Source organism: Streptomyces sp. NPDC015127, from assembly GCF_043080095.1.
GTDB lineage: Bacteria > Actinomycetota > Actinomycetes > Streptomycetales > Streptomycetaceae > Streptomyces.
Genome location: NZ_JBIBVE010000011.1, coordinates 291,016 through 313,277, shown reverse-complemented (window position 1 = coordinate 313,277; position 22,262 = coordinate 291,016). Strand labels below are relative to the sequence as shown.

At 71.8% G+C, this 22,262-nt stretch carries 20 protein-coding genes and 1 riboswitch; of the genes, 7 read left to right on the top strand and 13 right to left on the bottom strand.

What is annotated here, in order from left to right:
• Positions 1–89: 89 nt before the first annotated feature.
• The 3 genes from ACF08N_RS23255 to ACF08N_RS23245 all read right to left on the bottom strand — a co-directional run bounded on the left by ACF08N_RS23255 (position 90) and on the right by ACF08N_RS23245 (position 3,461).
• On the bottom strand, positions 90–2,390 hold the full coding sequence (locus ACF08N_RS23255) for an FdhF/YdeP family oxidoreductase (RefSeq protein WP_392326575.1): 2,301 nt from the start codon (positions 2,388–2,390) through the stop codon (positions 90–92).
• 369 nt (positions 2,391–2,759) lie between these two features.
• Complete coding sequence (locus ACF08N_RS23250; RefSeq protein WP_392326574.1) at positions 2,760–3,227, bottom strand: hypothetical protein; 468 nt, start codon at positions 3,225–3,227, stop codon at positions 2,760–2,762.
• A gap of 27 nt (positions 3,228–3,254) precedes the next feature.
• Positions 3,255–3,461 (bottom strand): hypothetical protein, encoded by a 207-nt coding sequence (locus ACF08N_RS23245; protein ID WP_392326573.1) that lies wholly within the window; start codon positions 3,459–3,461, stop codon positions 3,255–3,257.
• Between the two features lie 217 nt (positions 3,462–3,678).
• On the opposite strand from ACF08N_RS23245, the gene ACF08N_RS23240 reads away from it, so the two are divergent.
• Positions 3,679–5,070, top strand: a complete 1,392-nt coding sequence (locus ACF08N_RS23240) for an MFS transporter (protein WP_392326572.1) — start codon at positions 3,679–3,681, stop codon at positions 5,068–5,070.
• Between the two features lie 108 nt (positions 5,071–5,178).
• Here the strand turns inward: ACF08N_RS23240 and ACF08N_RS23235 are convergent, their stop codons facing one another.
• The 5 genes from ACF08N_RS23235 to ACF08N_RS23215 all read right to left on the bottom strand — a co-directional run bounded on the left by ACF08N_RS23235 (position 5,179) and on the right by ACF08N_RS23215 (position 10,726).
• Entirely contained in the window at positions 5,179–7,077 is a 1,899-nt protein-coding gene (locus ACF08N_RS23235; RefSeq protein ID WP_392326571.1) for a helix-turn-helix domain-containing protein, read from the bottom strand.
• A gap of 83 nt (positions 7,078–7,160) precedes the next feature.
• Positions 7,161–7,964: a 3-hydroxybutyrate dehydrogenase gene (locus tag ACF08N_RS23230; RefSeq protein WP_392326570.1), complete on the bottom strand. Its 804-nt coding sequence runs from the start codon at positions 7,962–7,964 to the stop codon at positions 7,161–7,163.
• A 90-nt stretch (positions 7,965–8,054) separates the two neighbouring features.
• Positions 8,055–8,537 carry an NUDIX domain-containing protein gene (locus ACF08N_RS23225; protein WP_392326569.1) on the bottom strand — a complete coding sequence of 161 codons (483 nt, stop codon included), beginning with the start codon at positions 8,535–8,537 and terminating at the stop codon, positions 8,055–8,057.
• A 90-nt stretch (positions 8,538–8,627) separates the two neighbouring features.
• Positions 8,628–10,250 carry an apolipoprotein N-acyltransferase gene (gene lnt / locus ACF08N_RS23220; protein WP_392326568.1) on the bottom strand — a complete coding sequence of 541 codons (1,623 nt, stop codon included), beginning with the start codon at positions 10,248–10,250 and terminating at the stop codon, positions 8,628–8,630.
• Positions 10,251–10,510: 260 nt separating this feature from the next.
• The gene (locus tag ACF08N_RS23215) at positions 10,511–10,726 is read right to left on the bottom strand and encodes a hypothetical protein (RefSeq protein ID WP_392326567.1); all 216 of its coding nucleotides are present in this window, start codon (positions 10,724–10,726) and stop codon (positions 10,511–10,513) included.
• 293 nt (positions 10,727–11,019) lie between these two features.
• Positions 11,020–11,087, top strand: a riboswitch (guanidine-III (ykkC-III) riboswitch).
• A gap of 11 nt (positions 11,088–11,098) precedes the next feature.
• Here ACF08N_RS23215 and ACF08N_RS23210 point away from each other — a divergent pair.
• From ACF08N_RS23210 to ACF08N_RS23195, 4 genes are all read left to right on the top strand, one after another.
• Positions 11,099–11,980 (top strand): MBL fold metallo-hydrolase, encoded by an 882-nt coding sequence (locus tag ACF08N_RS23210; RefSeq protein WP_392326566.1) that lies wholly within the window; start codon positions 11,099–11,101, stop codon positions 11,978–11,980.
• 100 nt (positions 11,981–12,080) lie between these two features.
• Positions 12,081–12,833: an RNA polymerase sigma factor gene (locus tag ACF08N_RS23205; RefSeq protein ID WP_392326565.1), complete on the top strand. Its 753-nt coding sequence runs from the start codon at positions 12,081–12,083 to the stop codon at positions 12,831–12,833.
• 170 nt (positions 12,834–13,003) lie between these two features.
• Positions 13,004–13,606, top strand: coding sequence for a TetR/AcrR family transcriptional regulator (locus ACF08N_RS23200; protein WP_392326564.1), 603 nt, complete (start codon positions 13,004–13,006; stop codon positions 13,604–13,606).
• Positions 13,603–14,562 carry a GNAT family N-acetyltransferase gene (locus tag ACF08N_RS23195; RefSeq protein ID WP_392326563.1) on the top strand — a complete coding sequence of 320 codons (960 nt, stop codon included), beginning with the start codon at positions 13,603–13,605 and terminating at the stop codon, positions 14,560–14,562. Before ACF08N_RS23200 ends, ACF08N_RS23195 begins: the two co-directional genes overlap by 4 nt.
• Before the next feature lie 827 nt (positions 14,563–15,389).
• Here the strand turns inward: ACF08N_RS23195 and ACF08N_RS23190 are convergent.
• Positions 15,390–16,730 (bottom strand): MFS transporter, encoded by a 1,341-nt coding sequence (locus ACF08N_RS23190; RefSeq protein ID WP_392326562.1) that lies wholly within the window; start codon positions 16,728–16,730, stop codon positions 15,390–15,392.
• A gap of 456 nt (positions 16,731–17,186) precedes the next feature.
• Complete coding sequence (locus tag ACF08N_RS23185) at positions 17,187–17,252, bottom strand: hypothetical protein (protein WP_392326611.1); 66 nt, start codon at positions 17,250–17,252, stop codon at positions 17,187–17,189.
• A gap of 212 nt (positions 17,253–17,464) precedes the next feature.
• On the opposite strand from ACF08N_RS23185, the gene ACF08N_RS23180 reads away from it, so the two are divergent.
• Entirely contained in the window at positions 17,465–17,794 is a 330-nt protein-coding gene (locus ACF08N_RS23180; protein WP_392326610.1) for an ArsR/SmtB family transcription factor, read from the top strand.
• A gap of 284 nt (positions 17,795–18,078) precedes the next feature.
• On the opposite strand, the gene ACF08N_RS23175 is transcribed toward ACF08N_RS23180, so the two are convergent.
• Both ACF08N_RS23175 and ACF08N_RS23170 read right to left on the bottom strand, forming a co-directional pair.
• Entirely contained in the window at positions 18,079–18,633 is a 555-nt protein-coding gene (locus tag ACF08N_RS23175; RefSeq protein ID WP_392326561.1) for a hypothetical protein, read from the bottom strand.
• A gap of 104 nt (positions 18,634–18,737) precedes the next feature.
• Positions 18,738–19,523, bottom strand: a complete 786-nt coding sequence (locus ACF08N_RS23170; RefSeq protein WP_392326560.1) for a glutamate racemase — start codon at positions 19,521–19,523, stop codon at positions 18,738–18,740.
• Positions 19,524–19,581: 58 nt separating this feature from the next.
• Between ACF08N_RS23170 and ACF08N_RS23165 the strand changes: the two genes are divergently transcribed.
• Entirely contained in the window at positions 19,582–20,841 is a 1,260-nt protein-coding gene (locus ACF08N_RS23165) for a glycosyltransferase (RefSeq protein WP_392326559.1), read from the top strand.
• A gap of 18 nt (positions 20,842–20,859) precedes the next feature.
• Here the strand turns inward: ACF08N_RS23165 and ACF08N_RS23160 are convergent, their stop codons facing one another.
• Entirely contained in the window at positions 20,860–22,158 is a 1,299-nt protein-coding gene (locus tag ACF08N_RS23160; RefSeq protein WP_392326558.1) for a TerD family protein, read from the bottom strand.
• Positions 22,159–22,262: the final 104 nt, after the last annotated feature.

Genomic DNA, 22,262 nt, shown 5'->3' with positions numbered 1-22,262 from the left:
AGACAATGGCGGAGCCATGGCGACCGACGACAACGCGGCGAGCGTGCGTGCCAGGGCCCGCGAGCCCGGCATGATCCAAACGAGAGGCCCTAGGCGTCGGCGGACCCCGGTTCCAGCCGGACGACGATGGACTTCGACGTGGGGGTGTTGCTGATGACCGCCGTGGAATCCAGGGGTACGAGGACGTTGGTCTCGGGGAAATAGGCGGCGCAGCAGCCCCGGGGTGTCGGGTACGGCACCACCCGGAAGGCATGCGCCCGGCGCTCCACACCGTCCCCGTACTCACTGACGATGTCGACGAGGTCCCCGTCGGCGAGGCCTCGCTCGGTGAGGTCGTCGGGGTGCAGGAAGAGGACCCGGCGGCCCTGGTGGATGCCGCGGTAGCGGTCGTCCAGGCCGTAGATGGTGGTGTTGTACTGGTCGTGGGAGCGCAGCGTCTGCAGCAGCAGCCGGCCCGGCGGGACCTTGGGGCTCTCCAGCAGGTTGACGGTGAAGTTCGCCAGGCCGGTGGCGGTCGTGAACCGGCGCTCGTCGCGGGGCGGGTGGGGCAGGGCGAAGCCGCCCGGCTGCCGTACCCGGGTGTTGAAGTCCTCGAAGCCGGGGATCACGCGTTCGATGCGGTCGCGGATGCGGTCGTAGTCCGACTCGAACTCCTCCCACGGCACCTGCGGGTCCGCTTCGCCGAGGGTGGCCTGTGCCATCCGGCAGATGATCGCGACCTCGCTCAGCAGGTGCTCGGACGCGGGCGCGAGCCGCCCCCGCGAGAGGTGCACCATGCCCATGGAGTCCTCCACCGTGACCAGCTGGGGTCCGCTCGGCCGCAGGTCGGCCTCGGTCCGGCCGAGGCACGGGAGGATGAGGGCCTGCTCCCCGGCGATGACATGGGAGCGATTGAGCTTGGTCGAGATCTGGACGGTGAGACGGCACCTCCGCAATGCCTGCTCGGTCAGGTCGGTGTCGGGGGCGGCGGCGACGAAGTTGCCGCCCAGCGCGACGAAGACTTTTACGTCCCCGTCGCGCATGGCGCGGATGCTGTCGACCGCGTCGTGACCGTGGTGGCGCGGGGGTGTGAAGGCGAACTCGGCGCCGAGCCGGTCCAGGAAGGCGGCGTCCGGCTTCTCGTAGATGCCCATGGTGCGGTCGCCCTGCACGTTGGAATGGCCGCGCACCGGGCAGAGGCCGGCGCCGGGGCGGCCGATGTTGCCGCGCAGCAGGAGGAAGTTGACGACGTCCCGGATGGTGGGCACGGAGTGCTTGTGCTGGGTGAGTCCCATCGCCCAGCAGACGACGATCTTCTTGGCGGCGAGCACATGGCCGAACGCGGTCCGGATCTCCTCCTCGGGCAGACCGGTGGCCTGAAGGATGTCGTCCCACGATGCCTTGCGGGCGTGCTCGGCGAACTCCTCGAAGCCGTGCGTGTACCGCTCGATGAAGGAGGTGTCCAGGGTGCCGGGTGCCTCGTCCTCCGCCTCCAGCAGCATGCGGTTGAAGGCCTGGAAGAGTGCCTGGTCGCCGCCCAGCCTGATCTGCAGGAACTGGTCCGCCAGCTTGGTGCCGCCGCCGATGACGCCGGAGGGCTTCTGGGGGTTCTTGAACCGGAGCAGCCCGGCCTCGGGCAGGGGGTTGACCGCGATGACGCGGGCGCCCCGCTGCTTGGCCTCCTCCAGCGCGGAGAGCATCCGGGGGTGGTTGGTGCCGGGGTTCTGTCCCACCACAAGGATGAGGTCGGCCTCGTAGAGGTCCTCCAGGCTGACGCTGCCCTTGCCGATGCCGATGGTCTCCACCAGGGCCGAGCCGCTGGACTCGTGGCACATGTTGGAACAGTCCGGCAAGTTGTTGGTACCGAAGCCGCGGACGAAGAGCTGGTAGAGGAACGCGGCCTCGTTGCTCGCCCGTCCGGAGGTGTAGAAGGCGGCCTGATCCGGGTGATCGAGCGCGGCAAGTTCGCGGGCGATCACGGCGAACGCGTCGTCCCAGGAAATCGGCCGGTAGCGGTCGCCGCCGACCGGGCGGTACATGGGGTGGGTGAGGCGTCCTTGCTGCCCGAGCCAGTAGTCGCTGCGCGGGAGCAGATCCTCCAGCGTGTGCTCGGCGAAGAAGTCCGGGGTCACCCGGCGTACGGTGGCCTCCTCGGCCACGGCCTTGGCCCCGTTCTCGCAGAACTCCGCCTTGTGCCGGTGGTCCGGCTCGGGCCAGGCGCAGCCCGGACAGTCGAAGCCCTCCTTCTGATTGACCCGCAGCAGGGTGAGCAGGCTGCGGCGGGCCCCCATCTGTTCGCCGGCGTGCCGCAGCGAGGAGGTGACCGCGGGGAGGCCGGCGGCGTACTCCTTCGGGGGGCCGACCCGCAGTCGGGCGTCGCCGGGGTCCTCGGCAGGTGGCTTGCGAGTCATCTGTAGCGCTACTCCGCAGTGTAGGGAAGTCAGAGCCATACCATGCGCCTGGTTGCGTATCACACAACAGTAGCGTGATACGCAACATGAATAGGGAAGCTCCAGTGCGGCCTCCTGTCAAGACCGAGCCCGCACCAGGCTCCGGCGGAGACTCGGCCTGCACCGCGAGTCCCCCACACCGGGTCCTGGACGGCGCGCGCCGGTACCGGACGTAGATCGGCCTTGATCACACTGACCCCCAACTCCGCTGAAGTACACGGGTGTTGAAGTCACGCACCGACCGTTGGCTGGAAGGGGGCTCCTGGACGGTCGTGGACAAGCCCCGGCCCGCTCCCGACGGTCCTCAGCCAGGCCCCGTACTGTGGCCCGTCAAGACCCCGACCGCGGGCAACCCACGTCCCTCGTGGTGGGGAACGTGCGGCTGTCCAGCTGTGCTCCGGTGCTGGTGACCACTGCGGCCGCGTGGACGTCCTTGTGGGTGTCCACAGCAAGCACCACTTCCTCGCTGAGGCCAGTGGTGTGGTGACGTGGACAGGTGCGCTGGGTCATGCTGGTCACGGTCGGGGGCCAGACCACCACCGGAGGCGGCACCCCCACCTCCTCGCAGTCGTATCTCGTGGCCACGGCCCGGTGGCGCTTGAGGCGATTGATCCCGCACTCGACGGCACGCCGCTCGCGGTAGTCCATCTCGTCGGACGTCGGCGGCCGACCGCCCCGGGAGCCGAGTTTCCGACGGTTGCGGACGCGGTCTGCCGGAACCGGGATGGTCGCCTTGATCCTGCGTCTGCGCAGGTAGCCCCGGTTGCTGCGGGAGTCGCACGCCTTGTCGGCCCGCACCCGATCTGGCCGGCTGCGGGGCCGCCCTCATCCGATCCGGGGCACCCGGGTCGCGTCCAGGTCCGGCTCGAACTGCGGCGAGTCGCCTCGCTGACCAGCCGTGATCAGCACCGACAGCGGCTTCTGCCCCTGTGCGGCACCCGGACGAACCCCTCGATGATTCTCCTCGACCTCGTCGCCGGTCATGGCCTGCGGCACGTACGGGTTGATCGGCGCCTGGATGGCTCTGGGCACGACCAGGTTGGGGTGGTGGGCCTACCGGCTCTTCCCGGACGGCGCTTTCTTCGTCCGTCTTCGAGCCTCTGAGCCACCACTCCGCAAGCCGGCATGGCGGGCGCGCGCACTCCCGCACCCAGAACTATGGTGTCCCACCACATGTGCCCGTGACCTGCCTGTTTCTACGGTGTGGCGACACGGAATCGTCCCCGCCAACTGTCCGGAAGTGGTGTCCATGGCCGCCCCCGCATCCGCTCCACCAGCGCCGAACTCGCTCAAGCGCATCGTCGCCGCGAGCCTCATCGGCACGACCATCGAGTGGTACGACTTCTTCCTCTACGGCTCGGCCGCCGCGCTGGTCTTCAACAAGCTCTTCTTCCCCCAGAGCGACCCGCTCGTCGGAACCCTGCTGTCCTTCCTCACCTACGCGGTCGGCTTCGCCGCCCGGCCGCTCGGAGCGCTCGTCTTCGGGCACTACGGTGACCGGCTCGGGCGCAAGAAGCTGCTGGTGCTCAGCCTGCTGATGATGGGCGGGGCCACGTTCGCGATCGGGCTGCTGCCCACGCACGCGACCATCGGGAGCGCGGCGCCCGTGCTGCTCACCGTCCTTCGCCTCGTGCAGGGCTTCGCACTCGGTGGCGAATGGGGCGGGGCCGTCCTGCTCGTGTCGGAGCACGGGGACGCCGAACGGCGCGGCTTCTGGGCCTCGTGGCCGCAGACCGGCGCTCCGGCCGGGCAGTTGCTCGCGACCGGCGTGCTCTCCGCACTCACCGCGCTGCTCTCGGACGCCGCGTTCACCTCGTGGGGATGGCGGATCCCGTTCCTGCTCTCCGGTGTACTGGTGATCGTCGGTCTGTGGATTCGTCTCTCTGTCGATGAATCGCCCGTCTTCAAGGCCGCCCTGGCCCAGGCCGAGCAGCGCAAGGCGGCCGCCGGTCAGGTGGAGAAGATGCCGATCGTCGCCGTGCTGCGTCACCACTGGCGGGATGTGCTGGTCGCCATGGGCGCGCGCATGGCGGAGAACATCAGCTACTACGTGATCACCGCGTTCATCCTCGTCTACGCGACGACCGCCGTGGAGATGAGCAAGCAGACGGCGCTCAACGCCGTACTCATCGCCTCGGCCGTTCACTTCGCGGTGATCCCGCTCTGGGGCGCGCTGTCGGACCGGCTGGGCCGCCGGCCCGTCTACCTCATCGGCGCCATAGGGGTGGGCGCGTGGATGTTCCCGTTCTTCGCGCTGATCGACCGCGCGAGCTTCGGGTCGCTGCTGCTGGCCGTGACCGTCGGTCTGGTGCTGCACGGGGCGATGTACGCGCCGCAGGCGGCGTTCTTCTCCGAGATGTTCGCGACGCGCATGCGCTACTCCGGGGCGTCGATCGGCGCGCAGTTCTCCTCCGTCGCCGCCGGTGCCCCCGCGCCGCTCATCGCGACGGCCCTGCTCGCCGACTACAACTCGTCGACACCGATCGCCCTGTACGTCATCGCCGCCGCCCTGCTCACCGTGGTGGCCATCGCCTGCGCCAGCGAGACCAGGCACCGGAATCTCAACGAGGTGGAGTCCGGCTCCGACGACGTCGCGGACACCGCTTCCTCCCGGCCGGCGGATGCCACCCGTACCGCCTGAGCCTGAGCAGCACCCCAGCAGCACCACACGGAAGCCGCGCGAGACCTCATCGGTCCAGCGCGGCTTCGGTGTGGTGGGCGCCCTGGTCCGTCGCCGGAGCGGCCGGTGTCAGTCCCGGTGCGCCACCGCCGAGGACATCCCGAACAGCCGCAGCGCCAGCTGGATCTCCAGGGAGCGGGCCGGTGTCTGCCAGTCGGGGCCCAGGAGCCGGCCGATGCGCTCGAGTCGCTGGGCCACGGTGTTCACATGGACGTGGAGGTCGTCCTTCGTGCGCGCGGGGCTCATGCCGCTGGCGAAGTACGCGTCGAGGGTGCCGACCAGGTCGGTGCCGCGGCGCCTGTCGTACTCGACGACCTCGCCGATCGTGCGGTGCACGAAGCCGTCGATGTCGCCGGGGTCGGCCAGCAGCAGTCCGAGGAAGCCCAGGTCCTCGGCGGCCGCGCCCTGCCCGGAGCGGCCGAGGAGGCGCAGCGCGTCCAGACAGCGCCGCGCCTGCTCGTAGGCGCCGGCTATCGGTGCGGGGTCTCCGGCCGGGGACGCCACGGTGGACGAGGCACCGACCGTCACCGACTCGCGCAGGGTGCCGCCCAGTTGGCGTGCGGTCTGGCGGGCTAGGGAGGCCGGGGTGTCGTCGGAGCCGAGCGGGAGGAGCAGGACGGCACCGCCGTCCCGCGCCGCGGCGAGGCCGGACCGGGTGGCGGCCAGGTGCGAGGCGGCCGACCACAGCCGCTGTCGGTCCGCGCTCTCGCGGGCGGCCGACTGTGGGCCCGCTGCGGAGCCGGTGTCCGGGCCGTCGATCCGCGCTGCCAGCACCACGTGGGGCACGTCCAGGTCGGCGCGGAGCCGGGCGGCGCGCTCGCGCAGCAGGCGGGGGTCGCGGTCCGGCGCGTCCAGCAGGTCGTCCAGCAGCTCTCCGCGTACCCGCTGTTCAGCATCGTGGGCGGAACGGCGGGCCAGCAGGAGCAGCGAGGTGACCATGGCGGCCCGCTCCAGGGTGCGCTGGTCCACGGGGTCGAGATCGGGGTGGCCGCGCAGCACCAGGGCACCGAACACCTCGCCGCCCGCGGAGACTTCGGCGACCCAGTCGTCGCCGTGCCGGCCGGCGCGGCCGTCCGCCGCGGTGGCATGCGGGCCGTCTTCGGTGAACTCGACCGTGCCGCCCAGCACTTCCGAGAGTGCCGCGGCCACGTCGTCGACTCCCCCACCGCGCAGCACCAGTTCGGTGAGCCGGTCGTGCACGTCCGACGCGCGCTCGATGACGCCGCTGTGCTCCTGGATGATGGCGTGGGCCCGCTCCAGCTCGGACAGGGCGGAGCGCGTCTCGGCGAGCAGGTTCGCCGTGTCGATGGCCACGGCGGCGTGGGCGGCGAACGAGGCGAGCAGCGCGACCTGCTCCCGTTCGAAGACGCGGGCGCGTCGGTCGGCGGCGAACAGCACGCCGATGACCTGGCTGCCGAGGGTCAGCGGCACGCCGAGGATGGCGACCAGCCCCTCGTCCCTGACCGCGGCGTCGATGGGTCCGGTGTGCTCGAACCGGGCGTCGTCGAAGTAGCTCTCGGTGACATAGGGGCGTGCGGTCTGGGCGACGAGGCCGCCGAGGCCCTCTCCCATCCCGAGCCTGACCTGCTGGAAACGCGCCGAGACCGACCCCTCGGTGACCCGCATGTACGTGTCGCCGGCGACGGGGTCGTTGAGGCTCAGATAGGCGACCTCGGTGCCCAGGAGGGACCGGGCGCGCTGCACGATCGCGCGCAGCACCGCGTCGAGGTCGCGCAGACCGGCCAGGTCGTGCGCGGTCTCGAAGAGCGCGGACAGCTCCGCCTCCCGCCGCCTGCGTCCCTCGAGCTCGGCACGCACTCGCAGCGCGAGCTGCTTGGCGTGCTCGATGGCGGCGAGCGACGCGGCGCCGACGCCGTGCGCCCGCGCGAGGAGCACGGGCCTGTCGTACGCCTCGACAGGGGCGCCGTGGGCGAGGAGCTCCAGGTAGGCGGCTTGATCCAGGGACATGGGGACAGGATTACCCGCCGCGGGCGGGGTCGCGCCACCCCTGTGGACAACCGGGCGGCCGCCTCCGGCAGGCCCGTCCGCCGTCAATGGGCGGTCCATCCGCCGTCGAGGGCCAGCGAGGTGCCCGTGATGAACGCGGCGTGCGGCGAGCACAGGTACAGGACGGCCTCCGCGACCTCGTCCGGTTCGACGAGGCGCTTGATCGCGGAGTCCTTGAGCAGCACGTCGGTGAGGACGCGTTCCTCGGGCAGGGAGTGTGCGGCCGCCTGGTCGGCGATCTGCTTCTCGACCAAGGGTGTGCGCACATAGCCCGGGTTGACGCACACCGACGTCACTCCGTGGGACGCGCCTTCGAGGGCCGCGGTCTTGGAGAGGCCCTCCAGGCCGTGTTTGGCGGCCACATAGGCCGACTTGTAGGCGGAGGCACGCAGCCCGTGCACGGACGAGATGTTGACGATCCGACCCCACCCCTGCGCGTACATGTGCGGCAGCGCGCCCCTGATCAGGCGGAACGGCGCCTCCAGCATGACGGTGAGCACGGTGTGGAAGACGTCCGGCGGGAACTCCTCGATGGGACGGACGAGTTGGAGTCCGGCGTTGTTGACGAGGATGTCCGTGCCCGCGGCGACGGCCTCGGCGGCGTCGAGGTCGGTGAGGTCGACCACCCGCGCCTCCACGGCCCCGGCGAGCCCGTGCGCCTGGTCCACCAGCGCGGCCAGCCCCTCGGCGTCGCGGTCGACGGCTCTGACCTTGGCGCCCGCGGCCGCGAGCCGCAGCGCGCAGGCGTGGCCGATGCCGCCCGCGGCACCGGTGACCAGGGCGGTGCGGCCGCCGAGGTCGAGGGAGACGGAGGGCTCTGCGGGGCCTGATGTGGTGGGCGCGGTCATGGTGTGCACCCTAGGCAGCGATCAATCCCCGACCGATGTGGTCAGCGCCCATAGTTCACTGCTCAATAATGGGGTGGAACCATGCTGGCTTCACTGCTCGCCGGTGGGGTGGAACCATGCCGGTCCCTCGGTCAGCGCCTGCTTGATCCGGAACAGGGCGAACTCCTTGAGCTCCGGCAGCGCGTCGATCGGGAACCAGCCCACCTCGAGCGATTCGTCGTCGTTGACCCGGGCGTCGCCGCCCACGGCCCGGCAGCGCATGGTGATGTCCATGTACTGGCAGCGGTCTCCGTTGGGATACGTGACCGGATCGGGCAGTGCCTGCACGAGGACGACCCGCTCGGCGACGCACCGTACGGCCGTCTCCTCGAACACCTCGCGTTCCGCGGTCCTGGCCGGCTCCTCCCCCGGCTCCGGGATGCCGCCGATGATCGACCACTTCCCGGTGTCCGCGCGTCTGCCGAGCAGGACGCGCCCCTGGTCGTCGAGGACGACGGCGCTCACCCCCGGCAGGAACAGCAGCTGGTGGCCTGCGGTGGCCCGGATCTCACGGATGAAGTCAGGCGTGCCCATGCCCGCGACCCTAGCGGGCCGCCGCCGCCCGGCCCCGGGCGGTGTGGTCAGGCGTCGGCGCTCCCGCAGCCGCCAGCCCGCACCGCGTGGTCAGGCGTCGGCGCTCCGCTCGGCCCCGGCGGCCGCCCGCCCGCGCCGGTTGCGTACGGCATCGGTGACGGCCTTGCCCAGAGCCCCGGCCGCGAGGAGCAGCAGGGCCGCCTCGGGCCAGACGCCGAGCCGGGTGGCGGGCGTGAGGGAGGAGCGCAGCGGCACATCGGCGACGAGCGCGTCGGGCGTGAACATCCGCGTCTCCTGGACGATCTCCCCGTCCGGCATGATCACGGCGCTCACGCCGCTCGTGACGGGGACGACGACGGACCGGCTGTGCTCCACGGCCCGCACGCGGGACATCGCCAGCTGCTGGTAGGTCATCTCGCTGCGGCCGAAGGTGGCGTTGTTGCTGGGTACGGAGATGAGCTGCGCACCGTGGGTGACCGTGTCACGGGCCGCGTCGTCGAACGCCGCCTCGAAACAGGTGACGAGCCCGACGTTCGTGCCGGCCAGGTCGAAGACGCCGACCTCGTGGCCCGGACCGAAGTCGCGCTGGACGCGGTCGACGTCGGAGTTGAAGATCCGTACGAACGAACGCAGCGGGATGTATTCGCCGAACGGCTGGACGTGGCGCTTGTCGTAGGTGTCGACGGGCCCCCGGCGCGGATCCCACTCGATCAGCGTGTTGCGGAGCGGGCCCGTCTCGGGGGTGAGCACGGCACCGACGACGGTCGGGACGCCGATCGCCTTGACGGCGTCCTCGATGACGAGGCGGGCATCGGCGTTGCGGTAGGGGTCGAGGTCGGAGGAGTTCTCCGGCCACAGGACGAAGTCGGGCTGCGGCACCCTGCCCGCGGCCACGTCGGCCGCCAGCTCCTGCGTGCGGCGCGCGTGGTTGTCGAGGACCGCCCGGCGCTGGGCGTTGAAGTCGAGGCCGAGACGGGGCACGTTGCCCTGGACGGCGGCGACGGTCGCGGTGCCGTCCTCGGCGGAGTCGTCGACGAGCGGCCGGGCGCACAGGGCTCCCACGACAGGCAGCACGAGGCTGAGCAGTGCGGCGGCCGCCGTGCCGCGCCGCACGGCGCGGCTGCGGCGGTGGACGGCCACCTGCCGCGCGGTCTCGTACAGCCCCAGTCCGCACAGGACGACGGCGAAGCTCAGTACGGGTGTGCCGCCGACGGCCGCGAGCGGCAGCAAGAAGCCGTCCGCCTGCCCGAAGGCGATCTTCCCCCACGGGAAGCCGCCGAACGGCACCCGCGCGCGGGCCGCCTCTCCGGCGATCCACACCGCCGCGCCCCACACCGGCCACGCCGGCAGTCGCGAGACGGCTGCCATGCCCACGCACGCGACCGCGACGAACAGCGCCTCGACGGCGGCGAGCGCCAGCCACGGGACCGCGCCGACCTCCTCGCCGGTCCAGACGAGCAGCGGGACCAGAAAGCCCAGTCCGGTCAGGTAGCCGAGGCCCAGCGCCGCCCACAGCCGCCGGCCTCGCAGGGTCCAGCCGAGCAGCGCGAACGCCGGGAGCGCCAGCCACCACAGGGGCCTCGGCGGGAAGCTCAGGTAGAGCAGCACCCCGGACAGCGCTGCGGCACCGGGCCGTACGAGCCGCCGGATCAGCGGGCGGCCGGGCGCGCGGGCGGGCTGCGGGGTGTCGACTGCGGTGATGGTGGCGCTCACGTGCCGGAGTCTACGGCGGTGACCTGTGCGTCCGGCAGTGCGGTCACCGTGCACGCTCGCCCGTGAGCGGGATCGATACGGGAACTAGGGGCTGTCCGGTGGATCAGGGCCGGACAGGACGCGGCGTCTGGTGCGGTGCATGGCAACGCGGCGAGGTGCCGTCGCCTGGGGGGTGCCCCCAGGCGAAGCCCTGGGGGAGCGTCGTGGCCCCGGCCAAGACCCGCCGGACAGCTCCTAGTACTCCAGTGCGGTTTCGTGATCTATCCAGCAGGTTCGTCGGCGGATCGTCGTCGGTAGTGGCTGCGACGGGCTGTTGCCTGGTGGTGTCTGCGCCAGTGGGACCAGTACAGCAGTCTGGCCGCGGTCACGGTCGGTGGGTGGAGGCGGCGGTTGCCGGGCCACACGTCGAAGTGGACCAGCCGGGGCTCGGTCACCTCGTCGAGGGGGTAGCCGCCCTCGGCCACCAGCTTCCGCATCTCGGCGGGCGGTACCTCGAGCGGGACTGCCAGCGCCCGGCGTCGTCGAGGAGCGCGTCCACCATGTCGGTGAAGGCCGTGCGCCAGGCGGAACTGTAACCACTGAGAACACCGGCCTCATTCATCCAGCCTGTGCCGCCGGCGGGAGCCCAGGATTTCAGCACATCGGCCAGCGCGACGAAGGAGCAGGTCACCGCCTCGGGCGGGCAAGTCCCGCTGTCGCCTCACCGCCACGCTCGCCCGCCGGACATGCTGTTCGTTGAGCAGCATGGTCCAGGCGTAGTACATTCCGCGCGGAGGTGCACGAGTGCCTGCCCCGGACGAGATGTGCGCCGTACCCGGCCCGACAAGACGACGCTCTCAGGAGGCGTCATGGGCGTACACGGGCAGTGGATCGACTTCGTGTCCGAGGCACCCGAGCCCCGCGCCCTGGACGTCGACTGGATCCACGGGTCGCCGTCGGCGAAGCACAACACCGATCCCGACATCCAGGTCCACGCGTACGACGAGCACACGTTCATCCTGCGGCAGAACAAGGCGGTCAACTACGAGGCGCCGTTCCTTTTCCTGATCTTCGGCAACGCGCGCGCCGTACTCATCGACACCGGAGCCACCGAGTCGGCCGAGTTCTTCCCGCTGAGACGGGTCGTCGACGAGTTGGTCGGCCGCTGGCTGGCCGGGCATCCGCGGAACGACTACGCCCTGCTGGTCCTGCACACCCACTCTCACCACGACCACGTCGCGGGCGACGCACAGTTCGCCGAGCGCCCCCGCACCACGGTGGTGGGGGCGGATCTGGACAGTGCCTGGACGTACTTCGGCTTCACCGAGGACCCCGACCGGGTCGCCCGGGTCGATCTCGGCGGCCGGGTGCTGGAGTGCCTGGCCACCCGAGGTCACGACAAGGCAGCCGTCACGTACTACGACCCGTACACCGGATTCCTGCTCACCGGCGACACGGTGTATCCCGGGCGGTTGTACGTGGAGGACTGGGCCGCCTTCGGCCGGACGGTCGATCGCTTGATCGCGTTCGCCGGCATCCGAACGGTCACCCACGTCCTCGGCTGTCACATCGAGATGACCGACCAGCCCGGCGTGGACTACCCGATCCGGACCACCTACCAGCCGGACGAGCCGCCCCTGGAGATGACCGTCGGCCACCTGCGCGACATCCGTGCGGCGATCGACGAGGTCGGCGACCGGCCCGGACGGCATCCCTTCGCCGACTTCGTCATCTGCCGCGAGGGCGGCTGAACGGTCTCGGACCTCTCGCGTTCCGGTCCGCGATGTCGGTGACGCACACCCCGCAGGACCGGCCCAGCCGCTGGGGGACGCCGGCAGGCGCGCGGCGGCTTTGATCAGCTCGTCTTCGGCGGACCTCGGTGTGGTCAGCGAGACGTTCACCGTGGCCTGGCGCAGGCTGGACGACGTGCCCGAGCAGCCGCTGCCGTGGCTGCTCGTGGTCGCACGGAACATTCTGCGGGACAGCATCCGGGCGGAAGCCCGGCGCGCGTCGTTCGCCGCCGAGTTGATGTCCTGGGCGGAGCCCGCCGAGGCGGACATCGCCGAGGAGGTGTCCGAGCGCAACGCGCTGCTCAAGGCGCTGGCCACCCTGCCGGAGGACGATCGGGAACTGCTGATCCTCTCCGCATGGCAGGGCCTGACCCCGGCGCAGGCGGCCACGGTGGTCAGCTGCTCACCCGTCACCCTGCGGGTCCGCCTGCACCAGATCGTCGTCAGTACCGCCCGCCAACTCGCCACGTCGCTTCCGTCCAGCCCGGCACTCCGCGCTGCCGCCTACCGCCTCCTCGCCGCCGAACCCGGCGTGCGCTCCCTCGGCGACGTCAAGGACCACACCGGCCGCACCGGCTACGCCGTCGCCCTCCCCAGCCCTTACGAGACCGCCCCCGAACTCCGCCTGATCTTCGACAAGTCCACGGGCATGCCCCTGGGCACCGAGACGGTGGCCACCCAAAGCGGCGACGGTGTGAGCAAGGGCGAGCTGCTGAGCTACACGACGATCACGGCGATGAAGTGGACCGACGAAGCACCGCCCTTCGACACCGACACCCCTGGCCCGGGCCCGGTCCTGGAGTCGGATCGCTGAGGCTGCCGGGCTCGCCGAGCGGCGGGCCCCCGGGTCGATGCCATGGCCAGGGGCCCCGCCGAAGCCGGTTGAGGGCGGCGCGACGGGCAGGGGCGCCGCCCTCTGGCCTTGGCGGGCGCGATTGCGTAACATGCGTTACGCAACGCTCGTTTTGCAAAAAAGGGGGACGCGTGCCTCGACAGGTGGACCATGCCCAGCGCCGTTCCGAGATCTCCGGTGCCGTATGGCAGGTGGTGAGCGAGAGCGGGCTGGAGGGGCTGACACTGCGGGCGGTCGCCGCCGCGGCCGGGTGCACGACGGGCATGGTCACCCACTACTTCCGTGACAAGAAGGCGCTCCTGGCGCACGCCAGGTCCGTCATGCATCGCCGCATGGCGGACCGCATCGACGCACTGCCCATGCGGGACGAAGATCCACGCGCCCACCTGTACGCCGTCGCCGAGCAGGCATTGCCGCTGGACGAGGAACGGCACCTGGAGGCCGTCGTGTGGTCGTCCTTCCTGCTCACCACCCGCACCGACCCGGAACTCCTGCGCGAGCACTCCCTCAGCCACGCCTCCTGGGTACGCCGGCTGACCACTCTGGTGCGCGCCGCACTCCCCGGCGAGCCGGAGCCGGGGGACCTGGAGGCCCGGGTGCGCGCCCTCGTCGTATGCCTGGACGGCCTGGCCCTGAACTCCATCACCGATCCGGACGCCTACCCGCCCGACCTCCAACGGCGCGTCCTGGACAGGCAGCTGGACCTGATCATCGAAGGGAACCTCATCCTGTGACCGCCCCCGATCTCACCATCACCGCCGCCGCGGCCGATCATCCAAGCGTGGCGCGGCTGGTCCGCGCCCTCGACGACGACCTCGCCGCCCGCTACCCCGACGAGCCCTGCACCGGCGGCTCCCACCTCCACCCCGCCATCCGCTTCCTGCTCGCGGAGGCCGACGGCCGCCCGATCGGCTGCTGTGCCATACAGCCCTTTCCCGCCCCGGACACCGCAGCCGAACTCAAGCGCATGTACGTCGCCCCAGCGGCCCGTGGCCGAGGCATCGCCGCCCGGCTCCTGACCGAGGCAGAACGCACCGCCACCGCGCTCGGTCACCCCGAGATGCGTCTGGAGACGGCCGTCCACCAGCCCGAAGCCATCGCGCTGTACACCCGCGCCGGCTACCAGCGGGTCTCCAACTACCCGCCGTACGAACGCAAGACGCTCAGCCGCTGCTACGCCAAACCCCTCCCGCTCCCCAGGCCGGCCCGGCCGGAGTGGGACGGGGGCGAGCTGGCCACCTTCCTCACCGGACAGGGCCTTTCGTCCAAGGACGTCCTCGCGCCCGGAAGCCAGTACTGGCTCACCCGGGACACCGCGGGCCCAGCCGTGGCCCTGGGCTGGGAATGCCAGGACGACGGCATGCTGCTGCGCATCGTCGCCGTCCGCCCCGACCTGCGTGGCTGCGGCGCCGCACGACGCCTGGTCGAACACGCGCTCGCGGGCGCGGCTGCGCAAGGAGTCCGCACGGCCTACCTGTTCTCCACGGGAGCCGGACCCTTCTGGACCCGGCTCGGATTCCGCCCGGTACCGGTCGCCGAGGTAGCCCACGCCCTGCCCAACGCCCCCCAGGTCCACCAGTACCGCACCGCCGGAACGCTTGCCGATGAGGCGGCCTGGCGACGCGATCTCCACGCACCCGCCTCCGTTCACCTGGACCGCCACGCCCCCACCCCGGCCGATGGGCGATGAGACGGGCAGTCTCAGCTGCCGCGCCCCTTGGGACGACTGTGGACGAGCACACTGCTCAACCGCCTCGGATCCTTCATGGCTGGCTTCCTCGTCCTGCATGAGCGCCCGGGCCTGCCGCCCGTCGTTGCGTAGCGCTCGTCATGGACATAGCACAGCCGCAGCGGACTGTCCGCCCGGCCGACACAGGCGGCAACCAGGCAATCCCCGTAGCCGGGAAGCGCCTCGGTCTGCAACGCCACCCACGCCTCGTAGCTGAGGTTTTTCTTTCTGAACAGGACCTTGTTCCATCGGCTCCAGTGGGTCAGGCAGAGCCGCAAACCCAGGTGCCGGGACGACATTCAGGACAGAACCGGCAGTCCGGCGGCTCCATGAGCCGCCGGTCGAGTTTTTTGGGTTGGGCCGTGCGCAGGAACTCCCGACGCGTGGCGCCGGGCTCCCGCTTCGCGCTTCGCCACTCACCCCGGTGCGGATGGCACAACGCGCAGGGCGGCGGCGGTGTGCCGCAGGCCCTCACTCGGAGCGAAACCATGCCTGACCAGTAGGAATCACACGATCAAGCTCGGTTGAGATACGGCTTCTAAAAGCCTGTCCTAGAGCAAGCCCCTGGTCTTCCTCGGCTGGGGGCGGAGGCGTCGAGGAGCCGCGCTGCCTCATCCACGCCCCCCGACAAGAGCGTCGGCCCCATCCAGGTCGAGGACATGGCTCACGTCGAAGCCTGGTTCCTGCGCGAGTATGGGGCGGCCCACCGCCGCTGAACCGCCGGGATACGGGTCCTCCTTCGGGCGTCCGGGAGGACCACGCACACCGGTAGGGATCATCGTGCGAGGTCAGGGGGGTGGCGCGGGGCGGTGCCGCTCGGCCCGGCGTGCTGTTGGCGGCAGGGCGAGTGCCGCGCCGCTGAAGACCGCGCCGAGCACGAGCCAGCCCACGGTGCCGTGCGGCAGAACGAGCGTGGTGACCACGACGGGACCCAAAGCCTGGGTGAGGGAGATCCCGGTCTGGAAGACGCCCTGGTAGGCGCCCTGGGCGTGATCGGGCGCCAGGGCGTAGCCGAGCGTCCAGCTGCCGGCCTGGGAGGTGACCTCGCCCAGGGTCAGGAGCAGGACGGCCGCCAGGAGGATCACGGTGGCGGCGGCCGGGGCGCGGTGCGCGGCCGCGGCAGCCGTGACGCAGGCGAGGGCGGTGAGCAGGCCACCGAGGCGGAAGGCGCGTGCGGCGGCGGGGAGCTCGGTGACGCCACGGCTGGCCCGGACCTGGAGGGCGACGACGAGGACGGTGTTGAGGACGAGGAGGACGCCGACCAGGGGACGGGGGGCGCTCGTGTAGCCGGCGAGCCACAGCGGGAGGGCGACCTCCAGGACGACGTAGAGCATGTTGACGATCGCGTTGAGCGCCGTGACGGCGAGGTAGGGGCGGTCGCGCAGCGCGCCCGGACGGCGACCGGGGAGACCGGAGCTGTCCGGCCGGTCGGAGCCGCCGGTCCGGTCAGCGGCGCCGGGCCGGCCAGCGGATCCTCCTGTGGCCGGGTGTACGGCGGGGACCGCGCGCAATGGAAGCAGTGCCAGCAGGAAGGTGAGGGCGTCGACGAGGATCGCGGCCTGGTAGGCCCCGTGGTGGTCGAGGGCCGCGACTCCGGCTCCGAGGGCCGCGCCCGCGCCGATGCCCGCGTTGTTGACGGCGCGGAGCAGACCTAGGGCGGGGGTGCGGGTGGCGGCCGGCAGGCTGTGCGCGTACAGGGCGCCGCGCACGGCGGCGTTGGCCCTGCTTCCGGCGGTGACCGCGCACGCCAGCAGGACGAATGCGGGATAGGTGTCGACGAGGGCGAACCCGGCCATCGCGGCGGCCTGGAACACGTGCAGGACGGCGAGGACCCGCTTGGCGCCGTACCGGTCGGCGGACCGGCCCGCGGGGTAGGCGGCGAGGACGCCGCACAGTCCGGCGAGGGTGAGCGCGAGGCCGATTTGGCCCGTGGAGTAGCCGAGGCCGCGGGTGAACCAGAGTGTGCTGATGGCGAGGAACAGGCCGTTGCCCGTCGCGTTGACGACGATCAGGAGGCCCAGGGACCGTACGACGGGATCGGCAACGAGTCCGGGCTTCTCTCCACTGGGCCGGGGTCGGGGCGGAGCCGGAGGAGGGAGAGGGGAGGAGGACGGCGGTGCGGTGCTCATGGCCATCAGCCAAGCCCGCGCGCCGACGGGCCGGAATGGATTAAGACTGGGGCTTAATGATTCGTTTCCGCCTAGGCCTGGCCGACCTCGCCGCTACCTCCTTCGCGTATTCCCCCCTGCAGGAGACCGTCCTCAGCCTGCGTATGTGGGGGCCGCACGCCTCCCGCATGCCCCATATGAGAGGCGCCTTCGCGGGTTTGCGGCCGGTCTTCGAACAGCTCGACCACGAGCTGCTGACCGCCCTCGTGGCCCGGCGGCGCTACTGGGTCCCGGACCTCCTCACCCCTCGCCCCGCCGTGCCCGCACCCGACATCAGGGCGGAGTTCGCCGCCCTGCGCGCCACCGACCCGGCCCTGCTCGGCCCCGACCTGGAGCAGACCTTCGTACCGCTCGGCGAACCGGTCCCGCCCCGGCTCGCCGCTGGCCTGCGCGACCCGGCCGGACTCCTGGCCGAGATCACCGACGCGCTGGAGACGTACTGGGACGCCTGCCTGCTGCCCCTGTGGCCCCGCCTGCGCTCACTCCTCGAAGCAGATCTCGCCTACCGGGCCCGGGTCCTGGCCGAGCATGGAGCCGGCCTGCTGTTCGCCGGTATCAGCGAGCGACTCACCTGGCAGGACGGCGTCCTGAGCATCCACCGGCAGGGGCCTGGGGCCGGCACCACCGCCGACATCCCCATCGACGGCCGCCGCCTGCTTCTGACCCCCAGCTGCTTCGTCGACGGCGTCTCCACCATGCTCGGCCACGACGCCCCGCCCCACATCGTCTACACCGCCCGCGGCACGGCTCTCCTGGCCGAACGACCCGATCCCGCCGCCCCGCACGCCCTGGAGCACCTGCTCGGCCGCCCCCGCGCCTGGCTGCTGGTCCTCCTCGCCGAACCGGCCACCACCACGGAACTCGCCCACCGACTGAACGTCACCCCCGCCGCCGTCAGTCAGCACCTGTCCGTCCTCGCCGCAGCCCGCCTCGTCGACCGCACTCGTCACGGCCGCCACGTTTACTACCGCCGCAGCACTCTCGGCGCCGCGCTCTGCCAGGCCGAGGACGACACACCCCGCTGACCGCCCTCGCCGCCGACGCGGCCCCGAACGGCCCGCCGATGCACAGCACCACCCCGCCCGCAGCCGCGATCCGATCACGCTGACCCTCCCGGAAATCCGCCACCTGCTCACCGCCGTCTTCCACCCATCGACCGTGACCGCGGCCAGACTGCTGCACTGGTCCCACTGGCGCAGACACCACCAGGCAACAGCCCGTCGCAGCCACTACCGACGACGATCCGCCGACGAACCTGCTGGATAGATCACGAAACCGCACTGGAGTACTAGGGGTCCCGGCCGCCGGCTCAGACGTGCGGGACGGGATCGGTGGGCGACCGGTCGAGGCGGTCCCGGATGACGCGCACGGCCGTCTTCGCGTTGTCGACGGTCACCGTGAACGTCTCACCGTTCTCCAGCGTCAGCACTATGCCCTCGCCGCGCCGCACGACCCACGCCGTGCCCCTCTCCGGACGCCAGCGGCAGCCCCAGCCGCCCCACTGGTGCGGGGTGACCTTCGGGTCGTAGTCCGCCCGTACGACCTCGCCGAGAGGGATGCGCTTACGCGGCAGGCCCACATGTCCGCAGCGCACTTCGAGGGCCTCCCGGTCAATGGTCACCTCCACGCGGACGAAGGCGAGCGTCCCGTAGAGCATCAGCAGGCCGGCCGCGACGCAGCCGATCACCGCCATCAGCAGGGCCGTGATGCCCGCCTGCCAGTTGGCCCCGACGGCGAGCTTGATACCGAGCGCCAGGCAGGCGGCACCCGCCACCGCGAGCAACCACTGCATACGGTTGGTCGCTCGGCCGGTCCAGACTTCGGGAATGGGGTCGAAGGCCGGCCCCATGCGGCGGTGCCTCATATATGCAGCGTACCCACCATGCCCGTACACAGCACGGCCGGGACATCACGGAGCGTGACGTCCGCGGGCGGGCCGGTCCGTGGTCCCCACGCGAACCGGCGGCGTCAGACCGCCGGAGTGACGGCCTGGAGCAGGCGGCCTTCTGCGTAGCCGAGGGCGGCGGGAGGCAGTTCCGACTCCCGGCCGCTCTGCAGGACCGTGAGGCGGCCGCTCGGTGCGGCATCCGGCGCGGGAACGGCACCGCTGCGGCGCAGGGCCTGGGCCGCGACCGCCTCCGCGGAACCGTGGAGGACGAGGGGACCGGCACCGACGGCCTCGATGGCCGCGCGGATGCGTTCCCCGACGAGTTCGTAGTGGGTGCAGCCGAGGACGATGGTCCTGACGTGCGGCGGGGTGAGCGCCGCCGCGGCGGCGATCGCCTTGTCGATCGCGGCCTCGTCTGCGCTTTCGACCGCGTCGGCGAGACCAGGGCAGGGGACCTCGGTGACGGCGACGGAGTCGGCGAACTCGTTGATCAGTCCGCGCTGGTACGGGCTGCCCGTGGTGGCGGGGGTGGCCCAGATGGCGACCGGATCGCCGCCGGCCGCGGCGGGCTTGATCGCGGGCACGGTGCCGACGACGGGCAGATCGGGCTCCAGGGCCGCCCGGATCGCGGGCAGGGCGTGTACCGACGCGGTGTTGCAGGCGATGATCAGCGCGTCGGGGCGCTGGGCGGCCGCGGCGAGCGCCACGGCGAGCGCGTGCTTGGTGATGTCGGCGGGCGTACGCGGTCCCCACGGCATGCCGTCGGGGTCGGAGGAAAGGACCAAGTCGGCGTCGGGCCGCAGTCGGCGTACCGCGACGGCCGCCGGGAGGAGGCCGATTCCGGAGTCCATAAGCGCGATCTTCACCCGGTCACCATAGTCGACCGCCGCTGTGTCCCATCCGGTGTGGGGCAGACTGCGACGCATGAGCGCCCTTGCGTGGACCGCCCTCGGATCGCTGGCCGCGTGGTGCTGGCTGCTGCTCGGCCAGGGGTTCTTCTGGCGTACTGATCAGCGCCTGCCCCGGCGGACCGACCCCGCCGTGTGGCCGGCTGTCGCCGTCGTGGTGCCGGCGCGTGACGAGGCCGCGGTCCTGCCGGACAGCCTCCCGTCCCTGCTGGGGCAGCGGTACCTGGGCCGCGCCGAGATCGTGCTCGTCGACGACAACAGCAGTGACGGCACCGGTGAGGTGGCGCGCTCCCTCGCCGCGCGGCACGGCGGGCTGCCGCTGCGGGTCGTCACACCGGGCGAACCGGAGCCCGGTTGGACGGGGAAGCTGTGGGCACTGCGGCACGGGATCGCCGTGGCCCGCGCGAACAGCCCGGAGTTCCTGCTGCTGACGGACGCAGACATCGCCCACGAGCCGGACAGCCTGCGCGACTTGGTGGCCGCCGCCCACGGAAGCGACGAGCCGGGCGGCCCCGACGCCTCCCGCGACGCGGCAGGGGCCGGGGAGACCGGCGGGCCCGCCCGTGGCGGCGGCCCGGTCGGTGGGTACGACCTCGTGTCGCAGATGGCGCGGCTGCGCGTCGAGAGCGGCTGGGAGCGCCTCGTGGTCCCGGCGTTCGTCTACTTCTTCGCGCAGCTCTACCCCTTCCGCTGGATCAACCGGGACGGCGCGCGGACGACCGCCGCCGCCGGCGGATGCGTCCTGCTGCGCACCGAAACCGCGGCGCGCGCGAACGTCCCGGCGTCGATCCGGCACGCTGTCATCGACGACGTCTCACTGGCCTGCGCCGTGCGGCGTGCGGGCGGCCGGATCTGGCTGGGGCTCGCGGACCGGGTGGACAGCGTGCGGCCGTATCCGCGGCTCGCGGACCTGTGGCAGATGGTGTCCCGCAGCGCGTACGCGCAGCTGCGGCACAACGCGCTGGTGCTCGCGGCCACGGTGGCGGGGCTCGCGCTCGTCTATCTCGTGCCCCCCGTCGTACTGGTGGCCGCCGCGGCGGCGGGAGACCCGGTCGCCGCCTGGGCGGCCGGTCTCGCCTGGGCCGTGATGGCGGGGACGTACGTGCCGATGCTGCGCTACTACCGCCAGCCACTGCTGCTGGCGCCCACGCTGCCGTTCACCGCGCTGCTGTACCTGCTGATGACCGTCGACTCGGCGGTGCAGCACTACCGGGGCCGCGGCGCGGCCTGGAAGGGGCGTACGTACGCCCGGCCCGAGGCCGCGCCCGACCGCTGAACGACCGCCGCGCGGGCGTCACTTCCTGCCCGGTGTCCAGTTCATGCCCCAGCCGTAGGCGTGGTCGACGGTGCGCTGCGGGCTGACGCCCCGGTCGGGCACGAGGAAGTGGGCCTCGCGCTGGACGACGAGGTCCGAGCCGGTGTTCGTGATGAGGGCGAGGGCGCAGACAGTGGAGGGCACGGTGCACTCGCCGAGGGAGAAGTCGATGGCGGCGCCGTGCTGGGGCTGCAGCGTCACCGTCGCGTCGAGGTCGGCGAAGCTCCGCGCGCCCTCGTAGATGGTCACGAAGATGACGACCCGGCGCAGGGCGCTCTGGTGGTCGAGGTTGATGGTGAGGTTCTCGCCGGGTGTGCCGCCGGTGCGGTCGTCGCCGTCGAGATGGATGTACGGCGGCTGGTGCAGGGCGCCGAAGGCGTTGCCCAGGGCCTGGACAACACCCTTGCGGCCGTCGGTGAGTTCGTACAGCGCGCACAGGTCGAGGTCGAGGTCGCCGTGGAGCGCGACGGCGCGGCCGAGCTTGGCGCCCCAGCCCTGGAACTGCTTGCGCACCTGCCAGCTCAGGTTCACGCGCATCGCGCCCGAGGTGCCGCCCTGCTTCGTCAGCGAGACGGACGGGGCCTCCTTCGTCAGGGTGATCTTGGAGAGCCGTACCGGGGCGGTCGGGGCGGCGGTCGTCGCGGGCGGAACGGAAGGCGGCGGCGGAGCCGCGACGGGTGAGGCGGGGGCGACGGGGGCCGGGGCGGCGGCCTGCGGCGGGGGCGCCGTGACAGCTGGCGCCGCGGGGCGCTGGGGCTCGTCCACGGTGATGCCGAAGTCCGTGGCGAGGCCCGCGAGTCCGGTGCCGTACCCCTGGCCGACCGCGCGGAACTTCCACGCTCCCTGCCGGCGGTACAGCTCCCCGAGGACGAATGCCGTCTCGACGGTCGCGTCCTGGCTGTCGTAACGGGCCAGCTCGGCGCCGGACGCCGCGTCCAGGACGCGGATGTGCAGCCCGGGCACCTGGCCGAAGGTGCCGCCGTCGGCGGACGCGGCCAGCACGACCCGGTCGACCGCGGCCTCGACGCGGTCGAGATCGACGGCGACGACGTCGGTGGCGGCGCCCTGAGCGGTCCGCTTGCCCTCGTGGCGTACGGCTCCCGAGGCGTGTGCGGGCTGGTTGTAGAAGACGAAGTCCGCGTCGGAGCGGACTCTGCCGCCCTCCAGAAGCAGCGCAGAGGCGTCGATGTCCGGGACGCCCGGCCCCTGACGCCATCCCAGCTCGACGCGGACGCGCTGTGCCTGCACCGCGGTGTTGGCTCCCTTAAGCATCGACATGACCGCCCCCCTCACCGGTTCCTGCGCCCGAAAGTTCATTCGTCGTCAACCTGTTCCGCATACGTCCACCTACTCGGGCCGACCCGTCGGTAACCCGCTCTACG

Bases quoted from the DNA above. Each gene is read 5' to 3' on its own strand.
- ACF08N_RS23255 (WP_392326575.1), bottom strand. From the start codon at position 2,390: ATGACTCGCAAGCCACCTGCCGAGGACCCCGGCGACGCCCGACTGCGG.
- ACF08N_RS23240 (WP_392326572.1), top strand. From the start codon at position 3,679: ATGGCCGCCCCCGCATCCGCTCCACCAGCGCCGAACTCGCTCAAGCGC.
- ACF08N_RS23235 (WP_392326571.1), bottom strand. From the start codon at position 7,077: ATGTCCCTGGATCAAGCCGCCTACCTGGAGCTCCTCGCCCACGGCGCC.
- ACF08N_RS23230 (WP_392326570.1), bottom strand. From the start codon at position 7,964: ATGACCGCGCCCACCACATCAGGCCCCGCAGAGCCCTCCGTCTCCCTC.
- ACF08N_RS23225 (WP_392326569.1), bottom strand. From the start codon at position 8,537: ATGGGCACGCCTGACTTCATCCGTGAGATCCGGGCCACCGCAGGCCAC.
- ACF08N_RS23215 (WP_392326567.1), bottom strand. From the start codon at position 10,726: ATGCGGAAGCTGGTGGCCGAGGGCGGCTACCCCCTCGACGAGGTGACC.
- ACF08N_RS23210 (WP_392326566.1), top strand. From the start codon at position 11,099: ATGGGCGTACACGGGCAGTGGATCGACTTCGTGTCCGAGGCACCCGAG.
- ACF08N_RS23190 (WP_392326562.1), bottom strand. From the start codon at position 16,730: ATGAGCACCGCACCGCCGTCCTCCTCCCCTCTCCCTCCTCCGGCTCCG.
- ACF08N_RS23180 (WP_392326610.1), top strand. From the start codon at position 17,465: ATGCTCGGCCACGACGCCCCGCCCCACATCGTCTACACCGCCCGCGGC.
- ACF08N_RS23175 (WP_392326561.1), bottom strand. From the start codon at position 18,633: ATGAGGCACCGCCGCATGGGGCCGGCCTTCGACCCCATTCCCGAAGTC.
- ACF08N_RS23165 (WP_392326559.1), top strand. From the start codon at position 19,582: ATGAGCGCCCTTGCGTGGACCGCCCTCGGATCGCTGGCCGCGTGGTGC.
- ACF08N_RS23160 (WP_392326558.1), bottom strand. From the start codon at position 22,158: ATGTCGATGCTTAAGGGAGCCAACACCGCGGTGCAGGCACAGCGCGTC.